Here is a 22,545-nt window from a genome sequence, read left to right as displayed (position 1 = left end):
GGTTAGGTTGATCGGGAAGATCCGTCTCTCATCGCTCAGGAGCGGTCTTGCTCAGATCGAAATCAGCCGGTTAACATCTAAAAAAAGAAGCTTGCTTCAGATATCTGGGGTAAGTGCTCCTGTTTCAGTTCAACCCTTTGGGCCACCAATTTGCCTCGCGGGCGTCAGCTTCGCCAATTGAGCTTGTTTGACACCGATTAGATATGTTCGAAATGCAGGATGAATCTCCCATCGTGCTCCCTGCATAAAGTTCCAGTTTGCAAGCTTAACGAAATTAGAGTCATCATGGAAAAGGATATGACGGAAGCCTCGTGGCATGGTGTTGTCAACTACACGTGGATTAAGGAAGCCTGTTTCGTGTAGGAGGCGCAATATCGCTACTGCATCATCATCAACATCTGGGCGAAGCTGAGCTCCGCGGATTTGTATTGATGCAATGCTTGGAACGGTCAGCAGGTGTCGTCGCAATTTTTCAAAGTCAGATTCAAAATCAGAATCGGCGAAAGTGTTGATGATCTCGCGAATGTTCTTGCAATCCAGTGAGAATTCATTGACTACATCATCGACTCTCTCCGAAGAGTAAACTCGCATTGCCATCCCTGCTTCATCGCTCCCAATTAAAGAAGTATTTCTTTGCTTGGCCGCGCCATACATATTTTTGATGAGCTGGATGGCATCCCTCGGGCGTTCGCGAGCCGACTTCGCAATAAATGAGTCCCACGACCGGCGCTCATCACTCGACGGCAATGTCATCGTGGCCCCATTAAAAAAGACTGTGTAAGGATCGACACGTGTTTTCCCGGCATCTTTCGCCGCACTTTCCAACCGCTTCCTTATGATGTTTTGCATAAGCTTATCGTCAGCCAAGAGGGGAATCACGAGTCCACGCATGTGATCGGTTTGATCTCTTTGACCTTGACTCTCACTGGTGAGCCGAGTCCACACGCTTGATCTAAGACTGACAATCGCCCTGACGGCGCTGCATTCCCCTGTCAGGCGCCTCACCGCCAACAGAAGCGCCCAAATCCTATTTAAATGTGCTGGTTGATCCGGTGCTGCTAACTGATCAGTATCGTCAATTAGGAGATAGAAGACATTCCCTGACGAGAGAAGCTGCAAATTGACTGCCTTGATCAATGCATGAGGAGAGTTGGTTCCAGCCAATTCCTTTGCAAACTGTACACCGTTGATTTTCGCTGCAGGCAATGAGATGGCTGAAATGAGCTCTAGTGATTTTTGAATGAAGTCTTCTTCCGCAAGTCCCTGCTGCCGCGCCTCGTTGTGCAGTTTCGCTGCTGAACCCTTCAGCATCCCCTTGAGTTGCGAGCCAATTTGAGCCCCAACTGTTCGAAGCAGGACCTCGTAATAGAAGCGTTTCAGAGAGCCGATATCAAGCGAGGTTGGTGTGTCTTTGGATGATATGTTATCGGGCCGAATGAGAAGGCTTGGCAGCTTCTTTGATTTAGCGACTTTATCGATCCATTCGACGATGGCACTTTTCCCAATCCCCTTATTTCCTACGAGTATTCTCATACCTCCAGGTTCGATGGCACAGAGTTGCGTGAACTGAGTTGGTGCGATAAATATCTCGCCTAAGAAGGGCCGGTCTCCCTCTGCGGTACCGGTTCTAACGTACTTCAGCAGATGGTCGAGTGCACTCATTACATGTTTCCTAGACAAAGTTAATTGAGCTGTATTCGTGATTTGCAATATCAATGAACCAGCAAGAATTACAAGTTACTCCAACCATGTCGGCGCCGAAAAGCGCAACTAGATCAAAGATCTTGCGACCTTAAACCTCATTTTGGTACGGATGGAAGTAAACCATGAAATCCTACAGCCACGGATACTATGAGCGAAGCTGCAACGCGTGCTTTTCTGCGATTGACCGATTGGGGTTTGCGGTGGGTGCCGGCTTCGAGTCGAATTTAAGGATCTGCGCTTCCCGGCCCGTATACCCGCCCGTAGTGCCAAAAGGCAACCAACACTGTGTCGACATTGTGTCGACACAGTGGCGTATCCAGGCGCCGTCCGCCGCGAGAGCACTTCCACCCCAACCCCAATAAACCCAACAAATTCAACGCCCTTCAAGCGTTGACACACCTCCGCGCCCCCCCTGGCACGCAGGTTGCGCTAGAGACCTCAGGCAATCCCGCCTTCCGCCACTTCCGCGAGGTCTCCATGAGCATTGAAGCCACCCTGATCGCCCCCGCCCAGCTTGCTGCGCTGCAGTCGTCCGAACCCGTTGTGGTCATCGACACGCGTGACGCGGACACCTTTGCCGCCGGTCACATTCCCGGTGCCGTGAACCTGCGCGAAGTGTTCACGTATCTCGCCACCTCCACACCCGAAGGCCTGCAGGCGCTCAAGGCCGCGTTTGCCGAAGCGCTGGGCGCGGCCGGTTTGTCGGGCAAAGAGACGGCGGTGTTTTACGAAGACGCGATGAACAGCGGCTACGGCCAGTCGTGCCGCGGCTACTACCTGCTCACCTGGCTGGGCTACCCCAAGATCAAGGTGCTCAACGGCGGCTTCAGCGCCTGGAAGTCCGCCGGCCTGCCCATCTCCACCACGGCCGCCACACCCACGCCCGCCACCTTCCCGAGCGACCTGCCCACGGCCGACGTGATGCTCACGCAAGACGATGTGAAGGCCGCGCTGGGCACCGACACCGTGTTGCTTGACGTGCGCGACATCGACGAGTGGATCGGCGAATCGTCGTCGCCCTACGGCAAGGACTTCGCGCCCCGCAAAGGCCGCCTGCCCGGCGCCAAGTGGCTGGAGTGGTACCGCTTCATGAAGCCTTCCGCCCAAGGCCCGGTGTTCAAGACGCCCGACGAAGTCAAGGCCGAGTGCGCCACCGCCGGCATCACCACCGACGACACCATCTACCTCTACTGCTTCAAGGGCGCGCGCGCGTCCAACACCTTCCTGGCGCTCAAGCAGGCCGGCTTCTCCGACGTGCGCATGTACTTCGGCTCGTGGAACGAGTGGTCGCGCGACGAGAGCCTGCCGATCGAGACCGGTCTGCCCATCGCCAAGTCCACCAAGAAGCCCGCGCTGGCCCTGGCCGCCTGATCCCTTTTCCCTGATTCCTGAACACCTGGAGACACCATGTCCGCTACCGACACGCTCGAGCCTGTGACCACCGTCAAGGCCTACCTGCGCCCCATCGACAGCGAGGGCCTCGCGGCCTTCGCGGCCAAGGGCAAGGCCAACCCCGCCAGCCGTGGCACCAACAAGGTCCACACCGTCATGGAGGGGCAGTACCGTTCGCTCTCCACCGTGGGCAACCACGCCCCGGTGGTGGTGGACGAGCCGCTGCACCTCTTCGGCGAAGACACGGCCCCGGCGCCCGGCGAGATCGTGCTGTCGGGCCTGGGCGGGTGTCTCGCGGTGGGCATCACCGCGGTGGCCACCTGGAAGGGCGTGAAGCTCAGCAAGCTCGAGGTCTTCATGGAAGGCGACATCGGCAACCCCGCGGCGTGGGGCGCCGGTGGCGCGCTGGAAAAGCTGCCGGCCGAGATGGGCTTTCAGGCGATCCGCGTGAAGGTGGTGGTGGAAGGCGATGCGCCGCGCGAAGTGTTGGACGAGATCGTGAAGCACGCCAACTTCTACTCACCGGTGGCCAACAGCATGCGCAACCCGATCCCGTTCGAGATCGCGCTGGCCTGATGTGTTTTGCTCCCTCCCCCGCTGGGGGAGGGCAGGGGTGGGGGCTCGCGTGAAGCTGCGGTGTCGGCGCGCTGGCCCCCATCCCAACCTTCCCCCAGAGGGGGAAGGGGCGAAGTCACCCCGATCACCTCACCGTTCGCCCTGAGCCTGTCGAAGGGCCCACCCTCTTGTTGGAGCTTGAATGAACCCGAACGATCTGCCCCGCGAGCTGACGCAAGAAGCGTCGTCCAACGAGCTGCTGGCCGCGGTGCGCGCCGTGGCGCAGGGGCCGCTGGCCGACGTGGTGGAGGCCTGCGACCGCGACGGCTTCTACCCGCGCGACGTGTTGCAACAGCTGGGCGCGCTCGGGGTGTTCAGCGCGCACCTCGACGCACCCGTGGGCCGTGCCGACTACGGCCTGGCCATCCGCGCCATGGCCGAGGTCTCGCGCGTGTGCGGCGCCACCGGATTCATGGTGTGGTGCCAGGCGGTGTGTGGCCTGTACATGCAGGCCTCGGGCAACCCCGCGCTGATGGGCGATGCGCTCACCGCTCACGCCAGCGGCGCCACGCTGGGTGGTACCGGCATGTCCAACCCCATGAAGAGTTACGCGCAGATCGAAAGCCTGCTGCTCAAGGCCACGCCGGTGGAGGGCGGCTACCTCGTCAACGGCTCGCTGCCCTGGGTGAGCAACCTGGGGCCCGACCACGCCTGCGGTGTGCTCGCGGCCGTGATGAACGGTGACGAGCCCGCCGGGCGCGAGGTCATGTTTCTCTTGCGTTGCAACGCCCCCGGCATGGAGCTGCGCGAATGCCCCAGCTTCTCGGCCATGGAAGGCACGGGCACCTACGCGCTGCGCCTCACCAACGTGTTCATCGGCGCCGACGAGGTCATGGCCGAACCGGCCAAACCCTTCATCGCGCGCATCCGCGCCGCCTTCGTCATGCTCCAGTGCGGCATGGCGGTGGGCGTCACGCAGGGCGCCATCGACTCCATCTGGGAAGTTGAAGCGCAGCTCGGCCATGTGAACCAGTTTCTGGAAGACCGGCCCGACGCGCTGCAGGCCGAGCTGGACGCGCTCAGCGCGCGTGTGATGAAGCTGGCCGAAACCCCGTTCAACCCCTCGGTGGAGTTTTTCATCGACGTGCTCGACGCACGTGCACACGGCGCCGAACTGTCGCTGCGCGCCGCGCAGTCGGCCCTGCTGCACCAGGGCGCACGCGGTTACCTCATGAGCTCGGCCGTGCAGCGCCGCGTGCGCGAATCGCACTTTGTCGCCATCGTCACGCCCGCCATCAAACACCTGCGCAAAGAGATGGCGCGGCTGTCCGCCGAGGTCATGCCGGCATGAACACCTCGCTGAACACGATCGCCGCTGCGGTGCAGGCCCTCGCACCCTGGCAGCAGTACATCTGCGACGCCTGTGGCTACATCTACAACGAGGCCGACGGCGACCCCGACGGCGGCCTGGCCCCCGGCACGCGCTACGCCGACATCCCCGACGACTGGGCCTGCCCGCTGTGCGGTGTGACCAAGGCCGACTTCACGCCCTACACACCACCCAGCCTGGACGCCCTGCGCGCCGGCATCACCCACAGCGCCCCGGTGGCCACACGCGGCGCGGCCGGTGTGCTCATCGTCGGCGCCGGACGCGCCGGCTGGCAGATGGCCGAAGCCCTGCGCGCACTCGACGCCGCCTTGCCCATCACCGTGGTCACGGCCTGCGCGGGCGACGTGTACGACAAGCCCATGCTGTCCATCGCCATGGCGCGCAGCACGGCGCTGGAGGCCATGGTCAAGGAAAGCGGCGCGGCCGCCGCAGCCCGCCTGAACGTGCGCCTGATCAGCCACACGCAGGCCGTGCGCATCTGCACCGACACCCGGCAGCTGCGCACCACACGCGGCAACCTGAAGTACGACCGCCTCGTGCTCGCCCACGGCGCACAAGCCGCCCTGCCACCCACGCTGCCCGCCGCCCTGTGCTGGCGCATCAACCACCTGGCGGCGTACCAGAAGCTGCGCGCCGCACTCGGCGACACACCCAAGGACATCGCCATCGTCGGCGCCGGCCTGATCGGCAGCGAGCTCGCCAACGACCTTGCGCTCGGCGGTCACCGCATCACCCTGCTCGACGTGCAGACCGAGCCACTCGCGCGCTGGAGCGCCGAGGGCGCGGGCACACAACTGCTCGACGCGTGGAAAGACCTCGCCATCCGCTTTGTGGGCGGTGTGCAGGTGGCGCAGCTGGAGCAGATCAGCGGCCGCTACCGCATCACCACCACCTGCGGCCAGCGCTTCGCCGCCGACCAGGTGATCGCCGCCGCCGGCCTGAGCACGCCGCCGCGTCTGGCGCAGAGCGCCGATTTGAAATGGGACAACGGCATTGCCGTGGACGCTGCGAACCTGAAGACGAGCAACGTCCACATCCACGCCATGGGCGACTGCATCGCCATCAACGGCCAAGCCAGCCGCTTCATCGAACCGATCGCCCGCCAGGCCCGGGCCATCGCCGCCGACATCTGCGGCGCCACCCCCGCGCCTTACGAGCCGCGTGCAGCGGTCGTGCGGGTCAAGACGACGTCACGGCCGTTGACGCTGCATTGAGCGGCACGGGCTGGATCGGCACGACCCGACGGACCGGCCGCTCCGCCCGAGCCCGCAACTGCCCACACCCACCCTCCACATCCTGCCCGGCCGACTGGCGCAGCTTGGTGAGGATGCCGCGGCGGTGCAGGCGGCGTGCGATGTCGGCCGCTTGTTCCCAGCTCGGGCGCTGGTAGGGCAGGTCGTCCACGGTGTTGTACGGAATCATGTTGAGGATGGCGTGTTTGCCGTGCAGCAAACGCACGATGCCCTCGATCTCGTCGTCGCCGTCGTTGATGCCGGCCAGCAGCGTCCACTGGTACTGGATCGGATAGCCGGTGGCCCGCGCGTACTTCTCACCGGCCTCCACCAGTTCGTCGGGCGTCATGCGCGGCGCGCGGGGCATCAGCTGTTCGCGCAGCCCGGCCTTGGTGGTGTGCAGCGACAGCGCGAGCGCTGGTTTCACGCGGGCCAGCGGCAGCGCCTCGAACACACGCGGGTCGCCCACGGTGGAGAACACCAGTTGTTTGTGGCCGATGTTGCCCACGGTGCCCAGCAGGTCGATGGCGTCCATCACGTTGTCCAGGTTGTGCGCGGGCTCGCCCATGCCCATGAACACCACCTTCTTCACCGGCCGCAGCGTGCGCGCCAGCGCCACCTGCGCCACGATCTCGGCGCTGCCCACCTGGCGGATGAGGCCGCTCTGGCCGGTCATGCAGAACACGCAGCCCACCGCGCAACCCACCTGCGTGGACACGCACAGGCCGTCGCGCGGCAGCAGCACGCTCTCCACCGTCTGGCCGTCGGCCAGCGCCACCAGCAGGCGGGCGGAGCCGTCTTCGCCCGGGTGTTGCGATTGCAGCACCGCCAAGCCCGCCAGTTCGCTGGCCACTTCGGGCAGTGCTGCCACCAGCGTCGCAGGGAGAAAGTGCGACAGTTCGCGCCGCCCGCTGTTCTGCGGCAAGGCTTGCGACCACAGGCGCAGCACCCGCTGTGCGTGGCGCGGGTTGGCGCCGAGGGCGGCCAATCTTTGGCGGAGGTGTTCGATGCGCATGGGGAGCGAAGCTTACCGCTCAGCGCTCGAAAAGTGCCGAGAGGGCAGGCCCGGCCTCGTCGATGAAATGCCGCAGCTTGGCCGGCACGAAACGCTTGCCCGGGTAGACGAGGTGGATCGGGTCGGTGCGCGCGTGCCAGCCCGGCAGCAGCGGCACCAGATGCCCGTGGTCGACCTCGCGGCGGCACACGTAGTCGGGCAACAGCGCCACGCCCTGGCCGTCGAGCGCGAGCTGGCGGATGAGCCGCATGTCGTTGGCGGCAAACGCGCAGTGCAGCGGCACCTGCGCGCGGGTCTTGCCGCGCGTGAGCGTCCAGCTGTCGCGCCCCAGCGGGCTGAAGCACAGGGTGGCGTGCTGCGTGAGGTCTTTGGGTGTGCGCAGCGCCGGTGCGCGCGCCAGGTAGTCGGGGTGAGCAAACGGTGCCCAGCGCGCCTGGCCGATCTGGCGCGCCACCAGGCTGGAGTCGGCCAGTTCGCCGGCGCGCAGCGCGAGGTCCAGGCCCTGCGCCACCAGGTCGAGGCGGGCGTCGGAAAACACCAGCTCCACCGCCACACCCGGGTGGCGCGCGCGGTAGTTGCTGAGGATGCCCAGCAGCTGGTCGTCGCCCATGTCGATGGGCAGCGTGATGCGCAGCAGGCCCTGGGCCTCGTGTTTGCCGGCGTCGAGCTGCGCCTCGGCCTGCAGGATGTCTTCGAGCCCGCGCGCGGCCTGCGCAAGGTAGGCCTGACCCGCTTCGGTCAGGTGCAGGCGGCGGGTGGTGCGCTGCAGCAGCGTCACACCCAGGCGCTGCTCCAGCCGTGACACGCGCACGCTCAGCGTGGAGGTGGGCATGCCCATGAGCCGGGCAGCGGCGCTGAAGCCACCGGCCTGCGCCACGCGCACAAACACCAGCGTGTCGTTGAGGTCGGGGTTCTGCGGGTTCACGGGATTGTTCAGCTCATTGAAAGATGATTTGTGATCTTACCGACTTATCACGGCAGCGCTGGCCCGGTACAGTGCACCTTCAACAGGAGAACACCCCCATGAAAACCGTTTCTTTCATCCAGCGCAGCGCCGGCGGCCATTGGGTCGGCGACGGCTTTCCGGTGCGCAGCATGTTTTCGTACAACGACCGGCCCGAGCGCTTCTCGCCCTTCCTCATGCTCGACTACGGCGGCCCCACGCGCTTCGAGCCCACCACGAAGCAACGCGGCGTGGGCCAGCACCCGCACCGTGGCTTCGAGACCGTGACCATCGTGTACGAGGGTGAGGTCTCGCACCGCGATTCCAGCGGCGGCGGCGGCACCATCGGCCCCGGTGAAGTGCAGTGGATGACGGCGGCCAGCGGCATCGTGCACGAGGAATACCACGGCGAACGCTTCGCCAAAACCGGCGGCGCGTTCGAGATGGTGCAGCTCTGGGTGAACCTGCCGGCGCGCGACAAGATGGCCGCGCCGGGCTACCAGGGCATCACGCGCGAGCAGATTCCCGAGGTGTCCTTGCCCGAGGGTGCCGGCACGGCGCGCATCATCGCGGGCGAACTGCTCGGTGCGAAGGGCCCGGCGCACACCTTCACGCCCATGCAGGTGTGGGACCTGCGCCTGAAGGCCGGCCACACCGTGACCTTGCCAGCCCCGGCCGGGCACACCACCGCCCCGCTGGTGCTGCGCGGGCGGTTGCGCCTGGACAATGGCCAGGAGGTGGTGGCAGCGAACCTGCCCGTGTTCTCGCGCGACGGTGAGGATGTGTCGCTGGAGGTGCTGGAAGACAGCACCGTGCTTTGGTTGACCGGTGAGCCGATCGACGAGCCGGTGGTGGGCTACGGCCCGTTTGTCATGAACACGGAGGCCGAGATCCACCAGGCCTTCACGGACTTTCAAAGCGGTCGCATGGGTCGCATTCCCGCGACCGCCTGAACAGGAGAAGAAGATGCTTGAAATGGTCATCACCGCGCGCTCTGCCGACCTGGGCCACGGCCTCACAGTGCGGCGCGTGCTGCCGTATGCCAGGCGCCGCATGGTCGGCCCGTGGATCTTTGTGGACCACGCCGGCCCGGTGACGATCGCGCCCGAAGACACGCGCGCAGCCGATGTGCGCCCGCACCCGCACATCGGGTTGTCGACCGTGAGTTATCTGCTCAGCGGCCAGGTGCATCACCGCGACAGCCTGGGCGTCGACCAGCTCATCAACCCCGGCGACGTGAACTGGATGACGGCCGGGCGCGGCATCTCTCATTCGGAGCGCTTCAAGCACCCCGACTCGTTCGCGGGCGGCGGCCTGGAGCTGATGCAGCTGTGGGTGGCCCTGCCCGAGAAGGACGAAGAAACCGACCCCGCCTTCGTGCACTATCCCGCAGCCGACCTGCCGGTGCGGGAGCGGGACGGCGTTTGGATACGGCTGATTGCGGGCGAGGCCTACGGCATGACGAGCCCGGTGAAGACGCACTCGCCACTGTTCTACCTGCACACCGAATGGCAGGCCGGCGCCAGCCTGGCCCTGCCCGGCGGTTACAGCGAACAGGCGGTGTACGTGGCGCGCGGCGAGATCGAACACGCCGGCGAGACCTACGAGCCCGGCCAGCTGCTGGTCTTCGGCAGCGACACCGACGCGGTGATCACCGCGCGCACCAAAAGCACGCTGATGGTCTTCGGCGGCGAGCCGCTGGGCGAGCGCCACGTGTTCTGGAACTTCGTGTCCTCGCGCAAGGACCGCATCGAGCAGGCCAAGGCCGACTGGGCGGCGGGGCGTTTTGCGCTGCCACCCGACGACAACCAGGAGTGGATTCCGCTGCCGGGGTAGACCAACTGCATGTTGACGTCGCTTGGTATATTCTTACCATTCAGCGATCGATCAACAAGGAGCCAGACATGTCTGCCACCGCCACCCTCTCCAGCAAATTTCAGATATCCATTCCCAAGGCTGTTCGCGACGAACTGCACTGGAAGGCGGGTCAGGAGTTCGTGTTCATTCCCAAGGACAAGGGCGTGCTGGTGATGCCGGTGCCCGAACTCAAACAACTCGCCGGTATCGCCAAAGGCGCGGGTACGTCGGGATTCCGGGACCGCAAGGACCGCTACTGATGGCGGCGCCTTTGCGCGTGGTCGACACCTCGGCCTGGATCGAATGGCTGATTGCCTCGCCGATCGGCAAGAAGCTCGCCAAGGAAATTCCTGAAAAAGACCTGTGTGTCGTGCCGACCATCGTGCAGTTGGAGCTGTCCAAATGGTTGTGGCGCGAACTCGGTGAATCGCAGGCCGATCAGGTGATCGCCTACACGATGAAGTGCCAGGTCGCACCGCTCGACACGGCCACTGCGCTGCGGGCAGCCGATCTGCACCGCCAACACAAGCTGGCCACGGCCGATGCCATCGTGTATGCCACGGCGGTACAACGCGGCGCCGAATTGCTCACCTGCGACGCCCACTTCGAAGGATTGCCCGGGGTGGTCTTGTTCCCGAAGTCTCCGTCGCATTGACTGTGTGCGCTACACGCCCAGGTAACGCCCCGGCCGGTGGTTCAGCGTGAGGATGGCGCCGATGGCCACGGCGCCCAGCACCGACTGCAACACGCGCTCGGGCGGCACCACCGCAAACGCGGTGAGCACCACCAGCACGTCCACCGACATCTGGATATGGCCGGCCCGCAGGCCGCGGGTCTGTTGCAGCCACTGCGCCACGATGTTCACACCGCCCACGCTGGCCTGGTGGCGCAGCAGCGCGAGCAGGCCGAAGCCGATGAGAAAACCGCCGAGCACAGAGGCGACCCAGGGGTTAAGCAACTCGAAGCGGACCACGTGCGGCGCCAGCGCGGTGCACACCGACACCAGCGTCACGGCGCCCAGGCTCTTCAGCGTGAACTCCACGCCCAGCCGCGTCCACGACAGCCAAAAAAACGGCAGGCTGAACACGAAGAAGCACAGCGCGAGGTTCAGGCCGGTGGCGTAGCTCACCAGAAACGCCACCCCCGCCACGCCGCCGGTGAGCAGGCCTGCGTGGGCAAACATGGTCATGCCCAGCGCCACGAACAGCGACCCGGCGACCAGCGCATGGCCGTCGTCGAGCCAGGAGTGGGAGAGTCGTATCAGGGGGGAGGCGGGCATGCGGTATCAAAGCACATCGCGTGCCGCGACCGCATGCGCTGCTCAGAACCCTTCCAGCACGATCTTGCCGCGCGCCTTGCCGCTCTCCAGCAGCGCATGCGCGCGCCGCAGGTTGGCCGCGTTGATCGTGCCCAGGTGTTCGCCCACCGTGGTCCGCAGTTCGCCTGCGTCCACCCGGCGCGCCACGTCGCCCAGCAGCTTGTGCTGCTCGACCATGTCGGGTGTTTCGAACAAGGAGCGCGTGAACATCAGTTCCCAATGCAGCGACACGGCCTTGCGCTTGAGCGCCAGGACATCGATGCTGCCGGGCACCGGATCGTCGATCAGACCGAGCTGGCCTTGCGGGGCAATCAGTTCAACGATCTGGGCGAAGTGGTGTCCGGTTTGCGTGAGGCTCACCACGTAGCGCGGCGCGGGCAGGCCGGCCTGCTTCAGGGCCTCTGCGAGCGGTTGGCTGTGGTCGATGACATGGTGCGCGCCCAGCGCCTTCACCCATTCCACGGTCTCGGGCCGCGACGCGGTGCCGATCACGGTCAGGCCCGTGAGCTGGCGTGCCAGCTGGACCAGGATCGAACCCACGCCACCGGCGGCACCGATCACCAGCAGGGCGTCACCTGTCTGCGAGGTGTCGCGCGAGACGCGCAGGCGGTCGAACAGCATCTCCCACGCGGTGATGGCGGTCAGCGGCAGCGCGGCGGCGTCCGCGTCGGACAGCGAGCTCGGCGCCAGCGCGGCGATGCGCTCGTCCACCAGGTGCAGCTGGGCATTGGCGCCCGGGCGGTTGATGGCACCGGCGTACCAGACGCGGTCGCCGGGCTTGAACATCGTCACTTGCGCGCCGACGGCACGCACCGTCCCCACGGCGTCCCAACCCAACACGGCCCACTCACCCTCGGCGGGCACGGAGCGCAGGCGCATCTTGGTGTCCACCGGGTTGACGGCGATAGCCCGGACCTCCACCAGCAGGTCGCGCGCGCCGGGGGTGGGTTCGGGCAGGTCCACGTCTTGCAGCGACAGCGGGTCGGTGATGGGCAGGGCTTGCTGGTAGGCAATGGCTTTCATGGGGGTCTTCCGGGTGGTCGATGAATGGCACCCAGTGTGCGCGCGAGGACGCGCCGGTTGAAGGCCCGACCCGGCGAATCAGTTTCAATGAAAATCGAACGATGACACGCATCGCGGAGCTGGAACTGATCACCCACATTGCCGACCTGGGCAGCCTCACCGCCGCCGCCAAGGCGTTGGACTGGTCACCCGCCGCGGCCAGCGCCGCGCTCAAGCGGCTGGAAGCCGAGTGGGGCGTGGCTGTGTTCGTGCGCAGCACGCGCAGCCTGCGCCTGTCGGCCGAGGGCGAACGCCTGATGCCGCATGTGCGCCAGGCGCTGCTGGCCATGGGCCAGGCGCGCGCCGCTGCACAACCGCACCGCGCGGCCTTGCGTGGCGAGCTGCAGATATCCATGCCGTCCGACCTCGGCCGGCATGTGCTGCTGCCCTGGCTGGAGACGTTTCAGCAGCGGCACCCGCAGCTGGCGTTGCGCCTGCACCTGGCCGACCACAACGCCGACCTCATGCGTGTGCCGGTGGACATCGCGATCCGCTATGGCGCGCCGGCCGACTCGGCGCAGGTCGCCCTGCCGCTGATGCCGGACAACCACCGCGTGCTGGTGGCGTCACCGGCCTACCTCGCCCGCCACGGCATGCCCACGCGTGCGCAGGATTTGATGGAACACGAGGCCTTGCGCTTCATGCTCGGCGGCGAAGTGCCCAAGGCGTGGCGCCTGCAGATCGACGGCCAGTGGGTGGACGTGCCGGTGCGTGGCAGCCGCTCGGCCAACGACGGTGAGGTGGTCAAGCGCTGGGCGCTGGCGGGGCTGGGCGTTGCGCACAAGTCGTGGCTCGATGTGTCGGCCGAACTCGCTGCGGGTCAGTTGGTGCGCGTGAACCCGGCCTGGCGCGGCGAGCCGGCGCCCCTACACCTGGTGCTGCCCGGTCGACGCCAGATCACGCCAGCGGCACGCGCTCTGCGCGACTGGCTGCAGCAGCAGCTGGCTGCATTGACCGCCGGCGTGCGGGCCTGAGCGACCGCTGCTTGCTCAGAGACCGAGCGCGGTCAAACCCGCATGGTCCTGGGGCCGAGCGCCGAGCGGCCAGTGGAACAGGCGCTCATCGGCGGCGATTGGCCGGTCGTTGATGCTGGCGTGGCGCTGCTCCATGTAGCCCTCGGGCGTGAACTGCCAGTTCTCGTTCCCGAAAGAGCGGAACCACTGGCCCGAGTCGTCGTGCCATTCGTAGACGAAGCGCACCGCGATGCGGTTGTCGGTGAAGGCCCAGAGTTCCTTGATGAGGCGGTACTCCAGTTCCTTCGCCCACTTGCGCACCAGGAAGGCGTGCACCTGCTCTCGGCCCACCGGAAACTCCGCGCGGTTGCGCCAGCGCGTGTCCTCGGTGTAGACCTTGACCACCCGGTCGGGGTCGCGCGAATTCCACGCGTCCTCGGCCATGCGCACCTTCTGCGCCGCCGTCTCGGCGGTGAAGGGCGGCAGCGGCGGGCGGAGCTCCATCAGTACTGCTTGTAGGGGAGGAATTTCCCGGACATGACGATGTTGACGCGGTCGCCGTTCGGGTCGGCCTGGCGCTGCATGTCCATCTTGAAATCGATCGCGCTCATGATGCCGTCGCCGAACTCTTCGTGGATCAGTTCCTTGAAGGTCGTGCCGTACACGCTCACGAGTTCGTAGAAGCGGTAGATCAGTGGATCGGTGGGCACCGTGGTGGGCAGCGAACCCTTGTAGGGCACGACCATCAGCCACTTCTGTTCGTCGCTGGAGAGACCGAAGATCTTGCCCAGCACCTTGGCTTGCGCGGGCGTGGCGGTCATCTGGCCCAGGCAGAGCGCGGTGGTCCATTCCTTGGACTGGCCCACCTTCTTGGCCACGTCGGCCCAGCTCAGGCCCTTGGTGACTTTGGTGGTGATGATTTTTTCGGTGACGTCGAGTCGGCTCATGGTGTTGCCTCGTTGCTTGTGGTGGAGAAAGGAAAGAAAAAGGGGTCAGTGCGCCTTGGCGCGCGAGACCAAAAAATCCACGATGTGGTTGCGCAGGTCGTAGTAACCATCGAGGTGGTGCAGTTGTGCGCGTGTGCGGCTGCGTGGCAGCGGGTTGACCACCACCTCGGCCATGCCGCCGGGCTTGTAGCCGTTGGGCGTCTCGGATCCGTTGCTCATCAGCAGGATGCGGTCGGCCAGCAGGATGGCTTCGTCCACATCGTGCGTGATCATGAAAACGGTCTGGTGCGTCTCGCGCACGATGCCCATCAGCTCGTCCTGGATCGTGCCGCGTGTGAGCGCATCGAGCGCGCCGAAGGGCTCGTCGAGCAGCAACATCTTGGGCTGGATGGCAAAGGCGCGCGCAATGCCCACGCGTTGCTTCATGCCGCCCGAGAGCTGGCTGGGCTTCTTGTCGATTGCCGGGGACAGACCCACCAGCGCCACAAACTTTTCGGCGTGTTCGTTGATCTGCGCGCGGCTCCAGTCGGGCCAGCGCGACTTGACCGCGAACGCAATGTTTTGCCGCACGCTGAGCCAGGGCATGAGCGCATGGCTCTGGAACACCACGCCGCGCTCCAGGCTGGGGCCCGCGATCTCGCGGCCGTCCATGAAGCAGTGGCCGGAGGTGGCGGTGTCCAGGCCCGCGAGCACGTTGAGGATGGTGGTCTTGCCGCAGCCGCTGTGGCCGATGATGCAGACGAACTCGCCCTTGTCGATGGCGAAGGACACGTCGGCAAACACCGGCTTGTCGGCCTGGTAGGCCTTGGCGAGGTTTTCAACCTGGAGGAAACCGGTCATCTTGGGAGCTTTCGTTGGGGCCGGCGCAGTGGCTTGAGGCAGGACGGCGCTTTCGCGCACGCTGGTGTCACTCCACATAGGTCACCGCCTTCTGCAACTGGGCAAACATGAGGTCGAGCAACATGCCCACCACACCGATGAGCAGCACGGCAAAGATCACGTTGGTGAGCGAGAGGTTGTTCCACTCGTTCCACACGAAGTAGCCCACGCCGGTGCCACCCACCAGCATCTCGGCGGCCACGATCACCAGCCAGGCGATGCCCATGCTGATGCGCATGCCGGTGAGGATGGTGGGCGCGGCGGCCGGCAGGATCACCTGGAAGGCCTTGCGGATCGGGTTCACTTCGAGCGTGCTCGCCACGTTGAGCCACTCGCGCTTGACGGCGGACACACCGAAGGCGGTGTTGATCAACATCGGCCACACCGAGCAGATGAAGATCACGAAAATGCCGCTCACGTCGGAGTCTTTCAACGTGTAGAGCGCCAGCGGCATCCAGGCCAGCGGGCTGATGGGTTTGAGCACCTGCACGAAGGGGTCGAACGCCTTGCGCATCAGCGGCGACATGCCAATCAGGAAGCCCAGCGGAATCGCCACCGCCATGGCCAGCAAAAAGCCCAGGCCCACGCGGCCGAGTGAATGCGCGAGCTGGATGCCGATGCCCTTGTCGTTCGGACCATTGTCGTAGAACGGGTCGGACAAATGCCCCCAGCTCGCCTTGGCCACTTCCATGGGCGGTGGGAAACCGGTGCTCTTCTCGGCGCCGGGGTCCTTGCCCATCATCTTGGCGTACTCGATCTCCTCGGCCGTCATGCCGCTGGAGGCGCCGCCAATCGACGGCCCCGACGTTGAAAGCTGCCAGGCCCCGATGAAGACGCAGAAGATGATCAGCGAGACCAGGGCCGCGCGCAGGTTGAGGCTGGTGGCTTTCATGGTCAAGCCGCTTTGCTGATGGCGAAGCTCTTGAGGTACTCGGCAGGCTTGGCCGAATCAAACGCCTTGCCCATGATGGTGTGCTTGGTGTAGCCACCGCCGGCGGCGAACGGTTGACCCAGGTCCTTCATGTGTTTGCGCGCGTCGGTGATCAGGAACACCTTCTCGGCCACGGCCTTGTAGTCCACGTCGCCCTTGACATAGCCCCAGCGCTGCATCTGCGTGAGCATCCAAACGGCCATGCTCTGCCACGGCATCGGATCGAAGTCGGCGCGCTCGGGCACGTTCTGGATCTTGCCCAGGCCGTCGGCAAAGCGCCCTGTGAGCACCTGCGTGACCACGGCTTCGGGCTGGTTGAGGTATTGGCTGGGCGAGATCACCTTGGCGATCAGCTCGCGGTTCTTCGGGTCGCGCGCCATGGCGGCCGAAGTGAGCACCGCACGGTAGAGCGCTGCAAAGGTGTTGGGGTTCTTCTGGATGAACTCGGTGCTGGTGCCGAAGGCGCAGCACGGGTGCCCGTCCCAGAGGTCGCGGGTCAGCACGTGGATGAAGCCGACTTCGTCGAACACCGCACGCTGGTTGAACGGGTCCGGGCCGAGGAAGCCGTCGATGTTGCCGGCGCGCAGGTTGGCCACCATCTCCGCCGGCGGGATCACGCGCAGCTGCACGTCGGTGTCCGGGTTCAGGCCGTTCTCGGCCAGGTAGTAGCGCAACAGGAAGTTGTGCATCGAGTAGTCGAACGGGATGCCGAACTTGAAGCCTTTCCAGTTCTTCGGATCGCGGTTGTTCTTGTGCTTCAGGGCCAGCGTGATCGCCTGGCCGTTGATGTTCTGGATGGTCGCCACGTTCATCGGCACGGCGTTGCTGCCCAGGCCCATGCTGATGGCCAGCGGCATCGGCGACAGGAAGTGGGTCGCGTCGTATTCCTTGTTGATCATCTTGTCGCGCACCAGGGCCCAGCCCGCGGTCTTGGTGACTTCGACGTTGAGGCCCTGCTTCTGGTAGAAGCCCAGCGGCGCGGCCATGATGAGCGGCGTGGCGCAGGTGATCGGGATGAAACCGATCTTCAGGTTGGTCTTCTCCAGCGAGCCTTGCTTCTCTTGCGCCATGGCTTGCAGGCTGGCCACCGGCAACACGCTTGCAATGGCGGCCATGGCCGTGCCCTTGCCTACGGCGCGCAGGAAACGGCGGCGCACCTCGTCGTGCGGAAACAGCGCCTTGACCAGCGTGGCTTCAATGAACTCGTTGCTGTAGGCCTCGAACTCGGCGGCCTCGCTGCGTCGGCGCAATTCGATGGCCGCACCGTCGGCCGCCACCTCGGCGTGGTGATCGGCGATCGTGTGGTCGCGTCCGCAGCTGCACTTGAGCATGAGCGGACGATCGGCGTTGTAGGGATCGAAGAATTCGGACATGGCGCGCACCTCGTGAGTTGATGGACGAGGTGTTCATTGCAAGCAACGGGCCAGATGCGGTGCAGGCGGCCCCGATCGCCGCAGAGGAGCACAAGTCGCGGGAGGCTGACCGACGCCGTGTAGGGCCAGCCCTACAAGAAGCGGCTTTTCAGGGAGATATCAGGCGGGTTTGGGCGCGCGTGTATGGCGTTCGGCGTACAGCGCGAGTTCCACGTCGTTCTTCGCGCCGGTCTTGTCCAGCACGCGTGCACGGTAAGTGCTCACCGTGTTGGCCGCCAGGCCGAGCTGCGCACCAATTTCGCTCACGGTGCGGCCCTGGGTGAGCAGGCGGTAGACCTGGTACTCGCGGTGCGAGAGCGCCTCGGGCCCGGTCTGCGCACCCGCGCTGCCCACGGCAGCGGCCAGCGCTTCGGCCGTGGCCTGGCTCACGAACACGGCGCCGCCCGCGGCCTTGCGCACGGCGGCCAGCATGTCGTCGGGGTCGGCGCTCTTGTTCAGGTAACCGCAGGCGCCCAGGCGGATGCAGCGCACCGCATACTGCTTCTCGGGGTAGGTGCTGAGCATGAGCACCGGCAGGCGCGGGTGCTCGCGCTTGATCGCCTGCAGCACGTCCAGCCCGTCCAGGCCGGGCATGGCGATGTCGAGCAACACGAGATCGAGCCCTTCGCTGCCGTGGAAGGCCCTCACCACGTCGAGCACCTCGGGGCCGGTCTGCGCCTCGGCCACCACCTGCACATCGGGGGCGTCGGCCAGGATCTGCTTGAGCCCCTCGCGCACGATGCGGTGGTCGTCACCGATCAGCACGCGGATGGTTTCGGTCATGAGGTCGAACTGCGTATTCAAGCCACGTCTCCGGAGGGCAGCGTCACCGTCAGGCCCATGCGGGTGCCCTGTCCTGGTGCGCTGTCGATGTGAATGTCGCCGCCAAAATGCCGCGCCCGCTCGCGCATGCCCATCACGCCGTAGGCATCGGCCGCCTCAAAAGCCTGGGCCGGCGCGCCCACGCCATTGTCTTGCACGGTGAGTTGCAGCGACGTCCCGCGCACGACGATGTGCACGCCCAGGCGGTCGGCGCGCGCGTGCCGCCCCACGTTGCTCAGCATCTCCTGGAAGATGCGGAACACGCCCATGGCCAGCGGCTCGGGCGGGTCGGGTGCGTCGTCCACCTCCATGCACCAGTTCAGGGACATCTCGGCCGACTGCACGAACTCCTGCGCCTGCCATTCGAGCGCGGCCCACAGGCCCTGGTGGTCCAGGATGCTGGGGCGCAGGTCGGTGATGATGCGGCCCACGTTGTCCACCGCGGTCTCGATCAGGCGGCTCATGTTCTGGCACTTGCAGCGCATGCGTTCGCGCATGTCGCCCGCCGCCTCCAGCGTGCGCTGCTCCTGTTCGGAGAGGCGCTTGTCCAGCCAGTTCACGTCCATCTTGAGGGCCACCAGGAGGCTGCCAAGCTCGTCGTGCACCTCGCGAGCGATGCGGGTGCGCTCTTCCTCGCGCACGGCTTCCGAGCGCGCGGCCAGCTCGCGCACCTGCTTCAGGGCCGTGGCCAGCGCGAGCGTGCGCTCACCCACACGCTCTTCCAGCTCGTCCTTGGCGCGCTGCAGGGCGTCGGCGGCGCGCTTGCGTTCGGTGATGTCGACAAAGGTCACGACCGCGCCGCGCACGGCGCCCTCGTCGAGTATGGGGTGGCTGGAGTACTCGACCGGGAAGCTGGAGCCGTCGCGGCGCCAGAACACCTCGGAGTCGATGCGGCAGGGCAGGCCTTCCAGAAAGGCCTTGAAGATCGGGCAGTCGTCCACCGGGTAGTGCGCGCCGTCGGCGTGCGAATGGTGGGTGAGGTCGTGCATGTTGCGGCCCAGCAGTTCGTCCGGCTCGAAGCCGATCATGCGGGCGCCCGCGTGGTTGATGAACACGCACAGGCCGTCGAGATCGATGCCGAACACCCCCTCGCCGGTGGAGGCGAGCAGCAGCGCCAGCGGGTCGCCCCAGGCGCGGGTGTTCGGGGTGGGCGTGTCGATCTGCATGCACACAACGCACGCAATGAATGTGCCAAAGCGGTGCATGGCGGGCAAAGCGCGACAATGAGCACCAGACCCTCCGCAGCCCACCGGTATTCCCCATGGCCCTGTTCGACACCTTGTTCGGCGAGCGCTACACCGCCGCCCGCCTGCGCAAACGGCGACACCAGCGTGTGGGGGTGTCCACCACCGCCCGGCGTGCCGCAGATCTGCTGCGTTCCACCACGGCACTCATCCAGCTCAGCCCCGGCGAAGCGCTCACGGTGGTGGCCTACATGGAACTGCGGCGCTGCGCCGAGGGCGAAGCCATCATCCGCCAGGGCCACAGCGGCGGCGAAGACGGCTTCATGGCGCTGGTGATCGAGGGCGAGGTGACGGTGGAGGCCGTCACCGTGAGCCGCACCGAGCCGCACACGGTCAACGTGCTCGGTCCGGGCCACCTCATGGGCGAAATGTCGCTCATGGACGGCGAAGCCCGCTCCGCCACCTGCACCGCCAGCACCGAGGTGCGCTGCGCTGTGCTCACCCGAGCATCCCTGCAGACGCTCATTGCCGAAGAACCCACCACCGCCGCCAAACTGCTCAGCGCCGTGGCCCAGCGCCTGAGCCAGCGGCTGCGCGAGAACGACACCAAGCTGCAGCTCTACGGTCAACTCGTCCTGTCGATGCAGCAGGAGATTGACCGCCTGATCCCCGAGCCACGTTAGGTGTTTGGGGCCGTTTTGGAGCTCCAGATCATGGTGATGGCCAGGATCGACAGGACCACGCCGAGAGAAACGGCCACCGGGATCTTGAACACGTCGATCAACAGCATCTTGCTGCCGATGAACACCAGGATCACGGCCAGGCCGTAGTTGAGCAGGTGGAAGCGGCTGGCCGCGGCCTGCAGCAGGAAGAACATGGCGCGCAAACCGAGGATGGCGAACACGTTGCTGGTGAGCACGATGAACGGATCCTTGGTGATGGCGAAGATCGCGGGGATGGAGTCCACCGCAAAGATCACGTCGGTCAGGCCCACCAGGCAGATCACCATGAGCAGCGGCGTGGCGATGCGCTTGCCGTTCTCCACCGTCCAGAACTTCTCACCATCGAAGTTCTTGCTCACCGGCAACACCTTGCGCAGCAGCTTGAGCGCGGGGTTGTCGTCCAGGCTGGGCTCCTGGCCGGCGGCCCACCACATCTTCACGCCGGTGAGCACCAGGAAGGCGCCGAACACATACAGGATCCAGTGGAACTCCGAGATCAGCCAGCCGCCCACCAGGATCATCACCGTGCGCAGCACGATGGCGCCCACGATACCGATCATGAGCACGCGCTTCTGGTAGGCCGCAGGCACGGCGAAGTAGGTGAAGATGAGCAGGAAGACAAAGATGTTGTCGACCGCCAGACTCTTCTCGATCAGGTAGCCGGTGAGGAACTCAAGCGACTTCTCGTTGGCGATCGCGCTCGATCCGGTGGTGTCCCTGATGGCGAACCAGAACAACACATTGAACACAAAGCTCAAGCCCACCCAGACCAGCGACCAGTTGACCGCCTGTTTGACGCTCACCTCCTGAGCACCCTGCTTCTTGAGCACGACAAAATCGACAAACAGGGCCGCCACGACGAACACGACGAAGACGACCCACAGCCACAGGGGGGCAATGCTTTCCATGAGAAACCTCAGATTTGGTGTTGAAGGAACACCCCAAGGTCTTGCCATGGCCGCAACGTGTGCGGTTGGGGGTTTCCGGCGACCGTGAGACCGCGTATTGACGAAAACCCCACCCGCCGAAGCCCGGCTGTGCGCCGGGTGGCGGGTTGACTACTCCCCTTGAAGGGAAGCGCGATTGTGGTGGCGAAACGCGGGTTTCACCAACTGAACGACCTTCAGGTTTTGCCTGAAGGTCCTGCGTGGATCAAGCGGCTTCCTTGTAGAAGAGCTCGCGCTTGAGGCTGCGCGGCGCCAGCGGTTCCACGCTCTGGTGGATGGCCGCGATGTGCTCCGGCGTGGTGCCGCAGCAGCCGCCCACGATGTTGACCAGGCCTTCGGCCGCGAACTCGCGCAGCAGGCGGCTGGTGTCTTCGGGCGTTTCGTCAAAGCCGGTGTCGCTCATGGGGTTGGGCAGGCCGGCGTTGGGGTAGCAGCTGATGAAGGTGTCGCCCGCGACCTTGGCCAGTTCCTGGATGTAGGGGCGCATCAGCGCGGCACCCAGCGCGCAGTTCAGGCCCACGGCCAGCGGCTCCAGGTGGCGCACGCTGGCCCAGAAGGCGCTGACCGTCTGACCGCTCAGGATGCGGCCCGAGGCGTCGGTCACGGTGCCGCTGATGATCACCGGCAGGCGCTCGCCGCTTTTCTCGAAGAACTCGTCGATGGCGAACAGCGCGGCCTTGGCGTTGAGCGTGTCGAAGATGGTCTCCACCAGCAGCAGGTCGGCCCCGCCCTCGACCAGCGCCTCGATCTGCTCCAGGTAGGCCGCGCGCAGCTGCTCGAAGGTGACGTTGCGCGCCCCGGCGTCGTTCACATCGGGGCTGATGCTCGCGGTCTTGGGCGTGGGGCCGAGCGCGCCGGCCACGAAACGCGGCTTGTCGGGCGTGCTGAACTTGTCGCAGGCCGCGCGTGCGATGCGCGCCGAGGCCAGGTTCATCTCGCGCGCCAGGTGTCCCATCTCGTAATCGTCCTGCGCGATGGTCGTGGCGCCAAACGTGTTGGTCTCGATGAGGTCGGCACCGGCAGCGAGATACCCTTCGTGGATGTCCTGGATCACGTCGGGGCGCGTGAGGCTGAGCAGCTCGTTGTTGCCCTTGACGTCCTTGTGGAAGTCCTTGAAGCGCTCACCTCTGTAGTGGGCTTCTCCCAGCTTGAAGCGCTGGATCATGGTGCCCATCGCGCCGTCGAGGATGGCGATGCGGTGTTTCAGGATCTCGGGCAGCGCCTGGGCGCGGGTGTAGGCGGGGGAAGTCATGCATGGATTGTAAGAAGCGACCCGACCC

General features: G+C 65.3%; 24 protein-coding genes. 10 read left to right on the top strand and 14 right to left on the bottom strand.

Annotated features, from left to right (window positions below):
* Positions 1–129: 129 nt before the first annotated feature.
* Positions 130–1,662, bottom strand: coding sequence for a P-loop ATPase, Sll1717 family (locus BSY239_RS22535; protein WP_156775537.1), 1,533 nt, complete (start codon positions 1,660–1,662; stop codon positions 130–132).
* A gap of 519 nt (positions 1,663–2,181) precedes the next feature.
* Between BSY239_RS22535 and BSY239_RS18990 the strand changes: the two genes are divergently transcribed.
* The 4 genes from BSY239_RS18990 (at position 2,182) to BSY239_RS18975 (ending at position 6,255) form a co-directional block, all read left to right on the top strand.
* Positions 2,182–3,075, top strand: a complete 894-nt coding sequence (locus tag BSY239_RS18990; protein WP_069048176.1) for a sulfurtransferase — start codon at positions 2,182–2,184, stop codon at positions 3,073–3,075.
* Between the two features lie 36 nt (positions 3,076–3,111).
* The gene (locus tag BSY239_RS18985; protein WP_069048175.1) at positions 3,112–3,672 is read left to right on the top strand and encodes an OsmC family protein; all 561 of its coding nucleotides are present in this window, start codon (positions 3,112–3,114) and stop codon (positions 3,670–3,672) included.
* Between the two features lie 181 nt (positions 3,673–3,853).
* The gene (locus tag BSY239_RS18980; protein WP_069048174.1) at positions 3,854–5,002 is read left to right on the top strand and encodes an acyl-CoA dehydrogenase family protein; all 1,149 of its coding nucleotides are present in this window, start codon (positions 3,854–3,856) and stop codon (positions 5,000–5,002) included.
* Entirely contained in the window at positions 4,999–6,255 is a 1,257-nt protein-coding gene (locus BSY239_RS18975; protein WP_069048173.1) for an FAD-dependent oxidoreductase, read from the top strand. The genes BSY239_RS18980 and BSY239_RS18975 overlap by 4 nt, the downstream gene beginning before the upstream one ends.
* On the opposite strand, the gene BSY239_RS18970 is transcribed toward BSY239_RS18975, so the two are convergent.
* Both BSY239_RS18970 and BSY239_RS18965 read right to left on the bottom strand, forming a co-directional pair.
* Complete coding sequence (locus BSY239_RS18970) at positions 6,221–7,288, bottom strand: RNA methyltransferase (RefSeq protein WP_069048172.1); 1,068 nt, start codon at positions 7,286–7,288, stop codon at positions 6,221–6,223. The genes BSY239_RS18975 and BSY239_RS18970 overlap by 35 nt on opposite strands.
* 19 nt (positions 7,289–7,307) lie before the next feature.
* Positions 7,308–8,213 carry a LysR family transcriptional regulator gene (locus tag BSY239_RS18965; RefSeq protein WP_069048171.1) on the bottom strand — a complete coding sequence of 302 codons (906 nt, stop codon included), beginning with the start codon at positions 8,211–8,213 and terminating at the stop codon, positions 7,308–7,310.
* Between the two features lie 98 nt (positions 8,214–8,311).
* On the opposite strand from BSY239_RS18965, the gene BSY239_RS18960 reads away from it, so the two are divergent.
* From BSY239_RS18960 to BSY239_RS18945, 4 genes are all read left to right on the top strand, one after another.
* Positions 8,312–9,184 carry a pirin family protein gene (locus tag BSY239_RS18960; RefSeq protein WP_069048170.1) on the top strand — a complete coding sequence of 291 codons (873 nt, stop codon included), beginning with the start codon at positions 8,312–8,314 and terminating at the stop codon, positions 9,182–9,184.
* Positions 9,185–9,197: 13 nt separating this feature from the next.
* A complete protein-coding gene (locus BSY239_RS18955; protein WP_069048169.1) occupies positions 9,198–10,067 on the top strand; it encodes a pirin family protein in 870 nt (289 codons plus the stop codon).
* A 68-nt stretch (positions 10,068–10,135) separates the two neighbouring features.
* Complete coding sequence (locus tag BSY239_RS18950) at positions 10,136–10,348, top strand: AbrB/MazE/SpoVT family DNA-binding domain-containing protein (RefSeq protein ID WP_069048168.1); 213 nt, start codon at positions 10,136–10,138, stop codon at positions 10,346–10,348.
* Complete coding sequence (locus BSY239_RS18945) at positions 10,348–10,743, top strand: type II toxin-antitoxin system VapC family toxin (protein WP_069048167.1); 396 nt, start codon at positions 10,348–10,350, stop codon at positions 10,741–10,743. The genes BSY239_RS18950 and BSY239_RS18945 overlap by 1 nt, the downstream gene beginning before the upstream one ends.
* A gap of 9 nt (positions 10,744–10,752) precedes the next feature.
* Here the strand turns inward: BSY239_RS18945 and BSY239_RS18940 are convergent, their stop codons facing one another.
* Together BSY239_RS18940 and BSY239_RS18935 are read right to left on the bottom strand one after the other, a co-directional pair.
* Positions 10,753–11,367, bottom strand: a complete 615-nt coding sequence (locus BSY239_RS18940; RefSeq protein ID WP_069048166.1) for a YitT family protein — start codon at positions 11,365–11,367, stop codon at positions 10,753–10,755.
* 42 nt (positions 11,368–11,409) lie between these two features.
* A complete protein-coding gene (locus BSY239_RS18935) occupies positions 11,410–12,429 on the bottom strand; it encodes a zinc-binding alcohol dehydrogenase family protein (protein ID WP_069048165.1) in 1,020 nt (339 codons plus the stop codon).
* Between the two features lie 101 nt (positions 12,430–12,530).
* On the opposite strand from BSY239_RS18935, the gene BSY239_RS18930 reads away from it, so the two are divergent.
* Complete coding sequence (locus tag BSY239_RS18930) at positions 12,531–13,442, top strand: LysR family transcriptional regulator (protein WP_069048164.1); 912 nt, start codon at positions 12,531–12,533, stop codon at positions 13,440–13,442.
* A 15-nt stretch (positions 13,443–13,457) separates the two neighbouring features.
* On the opposite strand, the gene BSY239_RS18925 is transcribed toward BSY239_RS18930, so the two are convergent.
* The 7 genes from BSY239_RS18925 to BSY239_RS18895 all read right to left on the bottom strand — a co-directional run bounded on the left by BSY239_RS18925 (position 13,458) and on the right by BSY239_RS18895 (position 19,578).
* A complete protein-coding gene (locus BSY239_RS18925; RefSeq protein WP_069048163.1) occupies positions 13,458–13,925 on the bottom strand; it encodes a nuclear transport factor 2 family protein in 468 nt (155 codons plus the stop codon).
* Positions 13,925–14,368 (bottom strand): cyanase, encoded by a 444-nt coding sequence (gene cynS, locus BSY239_RS18920; RefSeq protein ID WP_069048162.1) that lies wholly within the window; start codon positions 14,366–14,368, stop codon positions 13,925–13,927. Before cynS ends, BSY239_RS18925 begins: the two co-directional genes overlap by 1 nt.
* A gap of 45 nt (positions 14,369–14,413) precedes the next feature.
* A complete protein-coding gene (locus BSY239_RS18915) occupies positions 14,414–15,286 on the bottom strand; it encodes an ABC transporter ATP-binding protein (protein ID WP_069048161.1) in 873 nt (290 codons plus the stop codon).
* The gene (gene ntrB, locus BSY239_RS18910; RefSeq protein WP_069048160.1) at positions 15,276–16,139 is read right to left on the bottom strand and encodes a nitrate ABC transporter permease; all 864 of its coding nucleotides are present in this window, start codon (positions 16,137–16,139) and stop codon (positions 15,276–15,278) included. The genes BSY239_RS18915 and ntrB overlap by 11 nt, the downstream gene beginning before the upstream one ends.
* 2 nt (positions 16,140–16,141) lie before the next feature.
* Complete coding sequence (locus BSY239_RS18905; protein ID WP_069048159.1) at positions 16,142–17,551, bottom strand: CmpA/NrtA family ABC transporter substrate-binding protein; 1,410 nt, start codon at positions 17,549–17,551, stop codon at positions 16,142–16,144.
* A 159-nt stretch (positions 17,552–17,710) separates the two neighbouring features.
* The gene (locus tag BSY239_RS18900; RefSeq protein ID WP_069048158.1) at positions 17,711–18,373 is read right to left on the bottom strand and encodes a response regulator; all 663 of its coding nucleotides are present in this window, start codon (positions 18,371–18,373) and stop codon (positions 17,711–17,713) included.
* 17 nt (positions 18,374–18,390) lie between these two features.
* Complete coding sequence (locus tag BSY239_RS18895) at positions 18,391–19,578, bottom strand: sensor histidine kinase (RefSeq protein ID WP_069049091.1); 1,188 nt, start codon at positions 19,576–19,578, stop codon at positions 18,391–18,393.
* A gap of 95 nt (positions 19,579–19,673) precedes the next feature.
* Between BSY239_RS18895 and BSY239_RS18890 the strand changes: the two genes are divergently transcribed.
* Positions 19,674–20,279 (top strand): cyclic nucleotide-binding domain-containing protein, encoded by a 606-nt coding sequence (locus tag BSY239_RS18890; protein WP_069048157.1) that lies wholly within the window; start codon positions 19,674–19,676, stop codon positions 20,277–20,279.
* Here the strand turns inward: BSY239_RS18890 and BSY239_RS18885 are convergent.
* Together BSY239_RS18885 and BSY239_RS18880 are read right to left on the bottom strand one after the other, a co-directional pair.
* A complete protein-coding gene (locus BSY239_RS18885) occupies positions 20,276–21,226 on the bottom strand; it encodes a TerC family protein (protein ID WP_069048156.1) in 951 nt (316 codons plus the stop codon). The two genes, BSY239_RS18890 and BSY239_RS18885, sit on opposite strands and share 4 nt — an antisense overlap.
* 244 nt (positions 21,227–21,470) lie before the next feature.
* Positions 21,471–22,517, bottom strand: a complete 1,047-nt coding sequence (locus tag BSY239_RS18880; RefSeq protein WP_069048155.1) for a homocysteine S-methyltransferase family protein — start codon at positions 22,515–22,517, stop codon at positions 21,471–21,473.
* Positions 22,518–22,545 lie beyond the last annotated feature (28 nt).

The sequence above is a fragment of the Hydrogenophaga sp. RAC07 genome (genome assembly GCF_001713375.1).
In the GTDB taxonomy this organism is placed as follows: domain Bacteria; phylum Pseudomonadota; class Gammaproteobacteria; order Burkholderiales; family Burkholderiaceae_C; genus Hydrogenophaga.
Note: the sequence above shows the minus strand (reverse complement) of the source record. Positions and strands in the feature narration are given on the sequence as shown.

Bases quoted from the DNA above. Each gene is read 5' to 3' on its own strand.
- BSY239_RS22535 (WP_156775537.1), bottom strand. From the start codon at position 1,662: ATGAGTGCACTCGACCATCTGCTGAAGTACGTTAGAACCGGTACCGCA.
- BSY239_RS18990 (WP_069048176.1), top strand. From the start codon at position 2,182: ATGAGCATTGAAGCCACCCTGATCGCCCCCGCCCAGCTTGCTGCGCTG.
- BSY239_RS18985 (WP_069048175.1), top strand. From the start codon at position 3,112: ATGTCCGCTACCGACACGCTCGAGCCTGTGACCACCGTCAAGGCCTAC.
- BSY239_RS18980 (WP_069048174.1), top strand. From the start codon at position 3,854: ATGAACCCGAACGATCTGCCCCGCGAGCTGACGCAAGAAGCGTCGTCC.
- BSY239_RS18975 (WP_069048173.1), top strand. From the start codon at position 4,999: ATGAACACCTCGCTGAACACGATCGCCGCTGCGGTGCAGGCCCTCGCA.
- BSY239_RS18970 (WP_069048172.1), bottom strand. From the start codon at position 7,288: ATGCGCATCGAACACCTCCGCCAAAGATTGGCCGCCCTCGGCGCCAAC.
- BSY239_RS18960 (WP_069048170.1), top strand. From the start codon at position 8,312: ATGAAAACCGTTTCTTTCATCCAGCGCAGCGCCGGCGGCCATTGGGTC.
- BSY239_RS18955 (WP_069048169.1), top strand. From the start codon at position 9,198: ATGCTTGAAATGGTCATCACCGCGCGCTCTGCCGACCTGGGCCACGGC.
- BSY239_RS18950 (WP_069048168.1), top strand. From the start codon at position 10,136: ATGTCTGCCACCGCCACCCTCTCCAGCAAATTTCAGATATCCATTCCC.
- BSY239_RS18945 (WP_069048167.1), top strand. From the start codon at position 10,348: ATGGCGGCGCCTTTGCGCGTGGTCGACACCTCGGCCTGGATCGAATGG.
- BSY239_RS18940 (WP_069048166.1), bottom strand. From the start codon at position 11,367: ATGCCCGCCTCCCCCCTGATACGACTCTCCCACTCCTGGCTCGACGAC.
- BSY239_RS18935 (WP_069048165.1), bottom strand. From the start codon at position 12,429: ATGAAAGCCATTGCCTACCAGCAAGCCCTGCCCATCACCGACCCGCTG.
- BSY239_RS18930 (WP_069048164.1), top strand. From the start codon at position 12,531: ATGACACGCATCGCGGAGCTGGAACTGATCACCCACATTGCCGACCTG.
- BSY239_RS18925 (WP_069048163.1), bottom strand. From the start codon at position 13,925: ATGGAGCTCCGCCCGCCGCTGCCGCCCTTCACCGCCGAGACGGCGGCG.
- cynS (WP_069048162.1), bottom strand. From the start codon at position 14,368: ATGAGCCGACTCGACGTCACCGAAAAAATCATCACCACCAAAGTCACC.
- BSY239_RS18915 (WP_069048161.1), bottom strand. From the start codon at position 15,286: ATGTGGAGTGACACCAGCGTGCGCGAAAGCGCCGTCCTGCCTCAAGCC.
- ntrB (WP_069048160.1), bottom strand. From the start codon at position 16,139: ATGAAAGCCACCAGCCTCAACCTGCGCGCGGCCCTGGTCTCGCTGATC.
- BSY239_RS18905 (WP_069048159.1), bottom strand. From the start codon at position 17,551: ATGTCCGAATTCTTCGATCCCTACAACGCCGATCGTCCGCTCATGCTC.
- BSY239_RS18900 (WP_069048158.1), bottom strand. From the start codon at position 18,373: ATGACCGAAACCATCCGCGTGCTGATCGGTGACGACCACCGCATCGTG.
- BSY239_RS18895 (WP_069049091.1), bottom strand. From the start codon at position 19,578: ATGCAGATCGACACGCCCACCCCGAACACCCGCGCCTGGGGCGACCCG.
- BSY239_RS18890 (WP_069048157.1), top strand. From the start codon at position 19,674: ATGGCCCTGTTCGACACCTTGTTCGGCGAGCGCTACACCGCCGCCCGC.
- BSY239_RS18885 (WP_069048156.1), bottom strand. From the start codon at position 21,226: ATGGAAAGCATTGCCCCCCTGTGGCTGTGGGTCGTCTTCGTCGTGTTC.
- BSY239_RS18880 (WP_069048155.1), bottom strand. From the start codon at position 22,517: ATGACTTCCCCCGCCTACACCCGCGCCCAGGCGCTGCCCGAGATCCTG.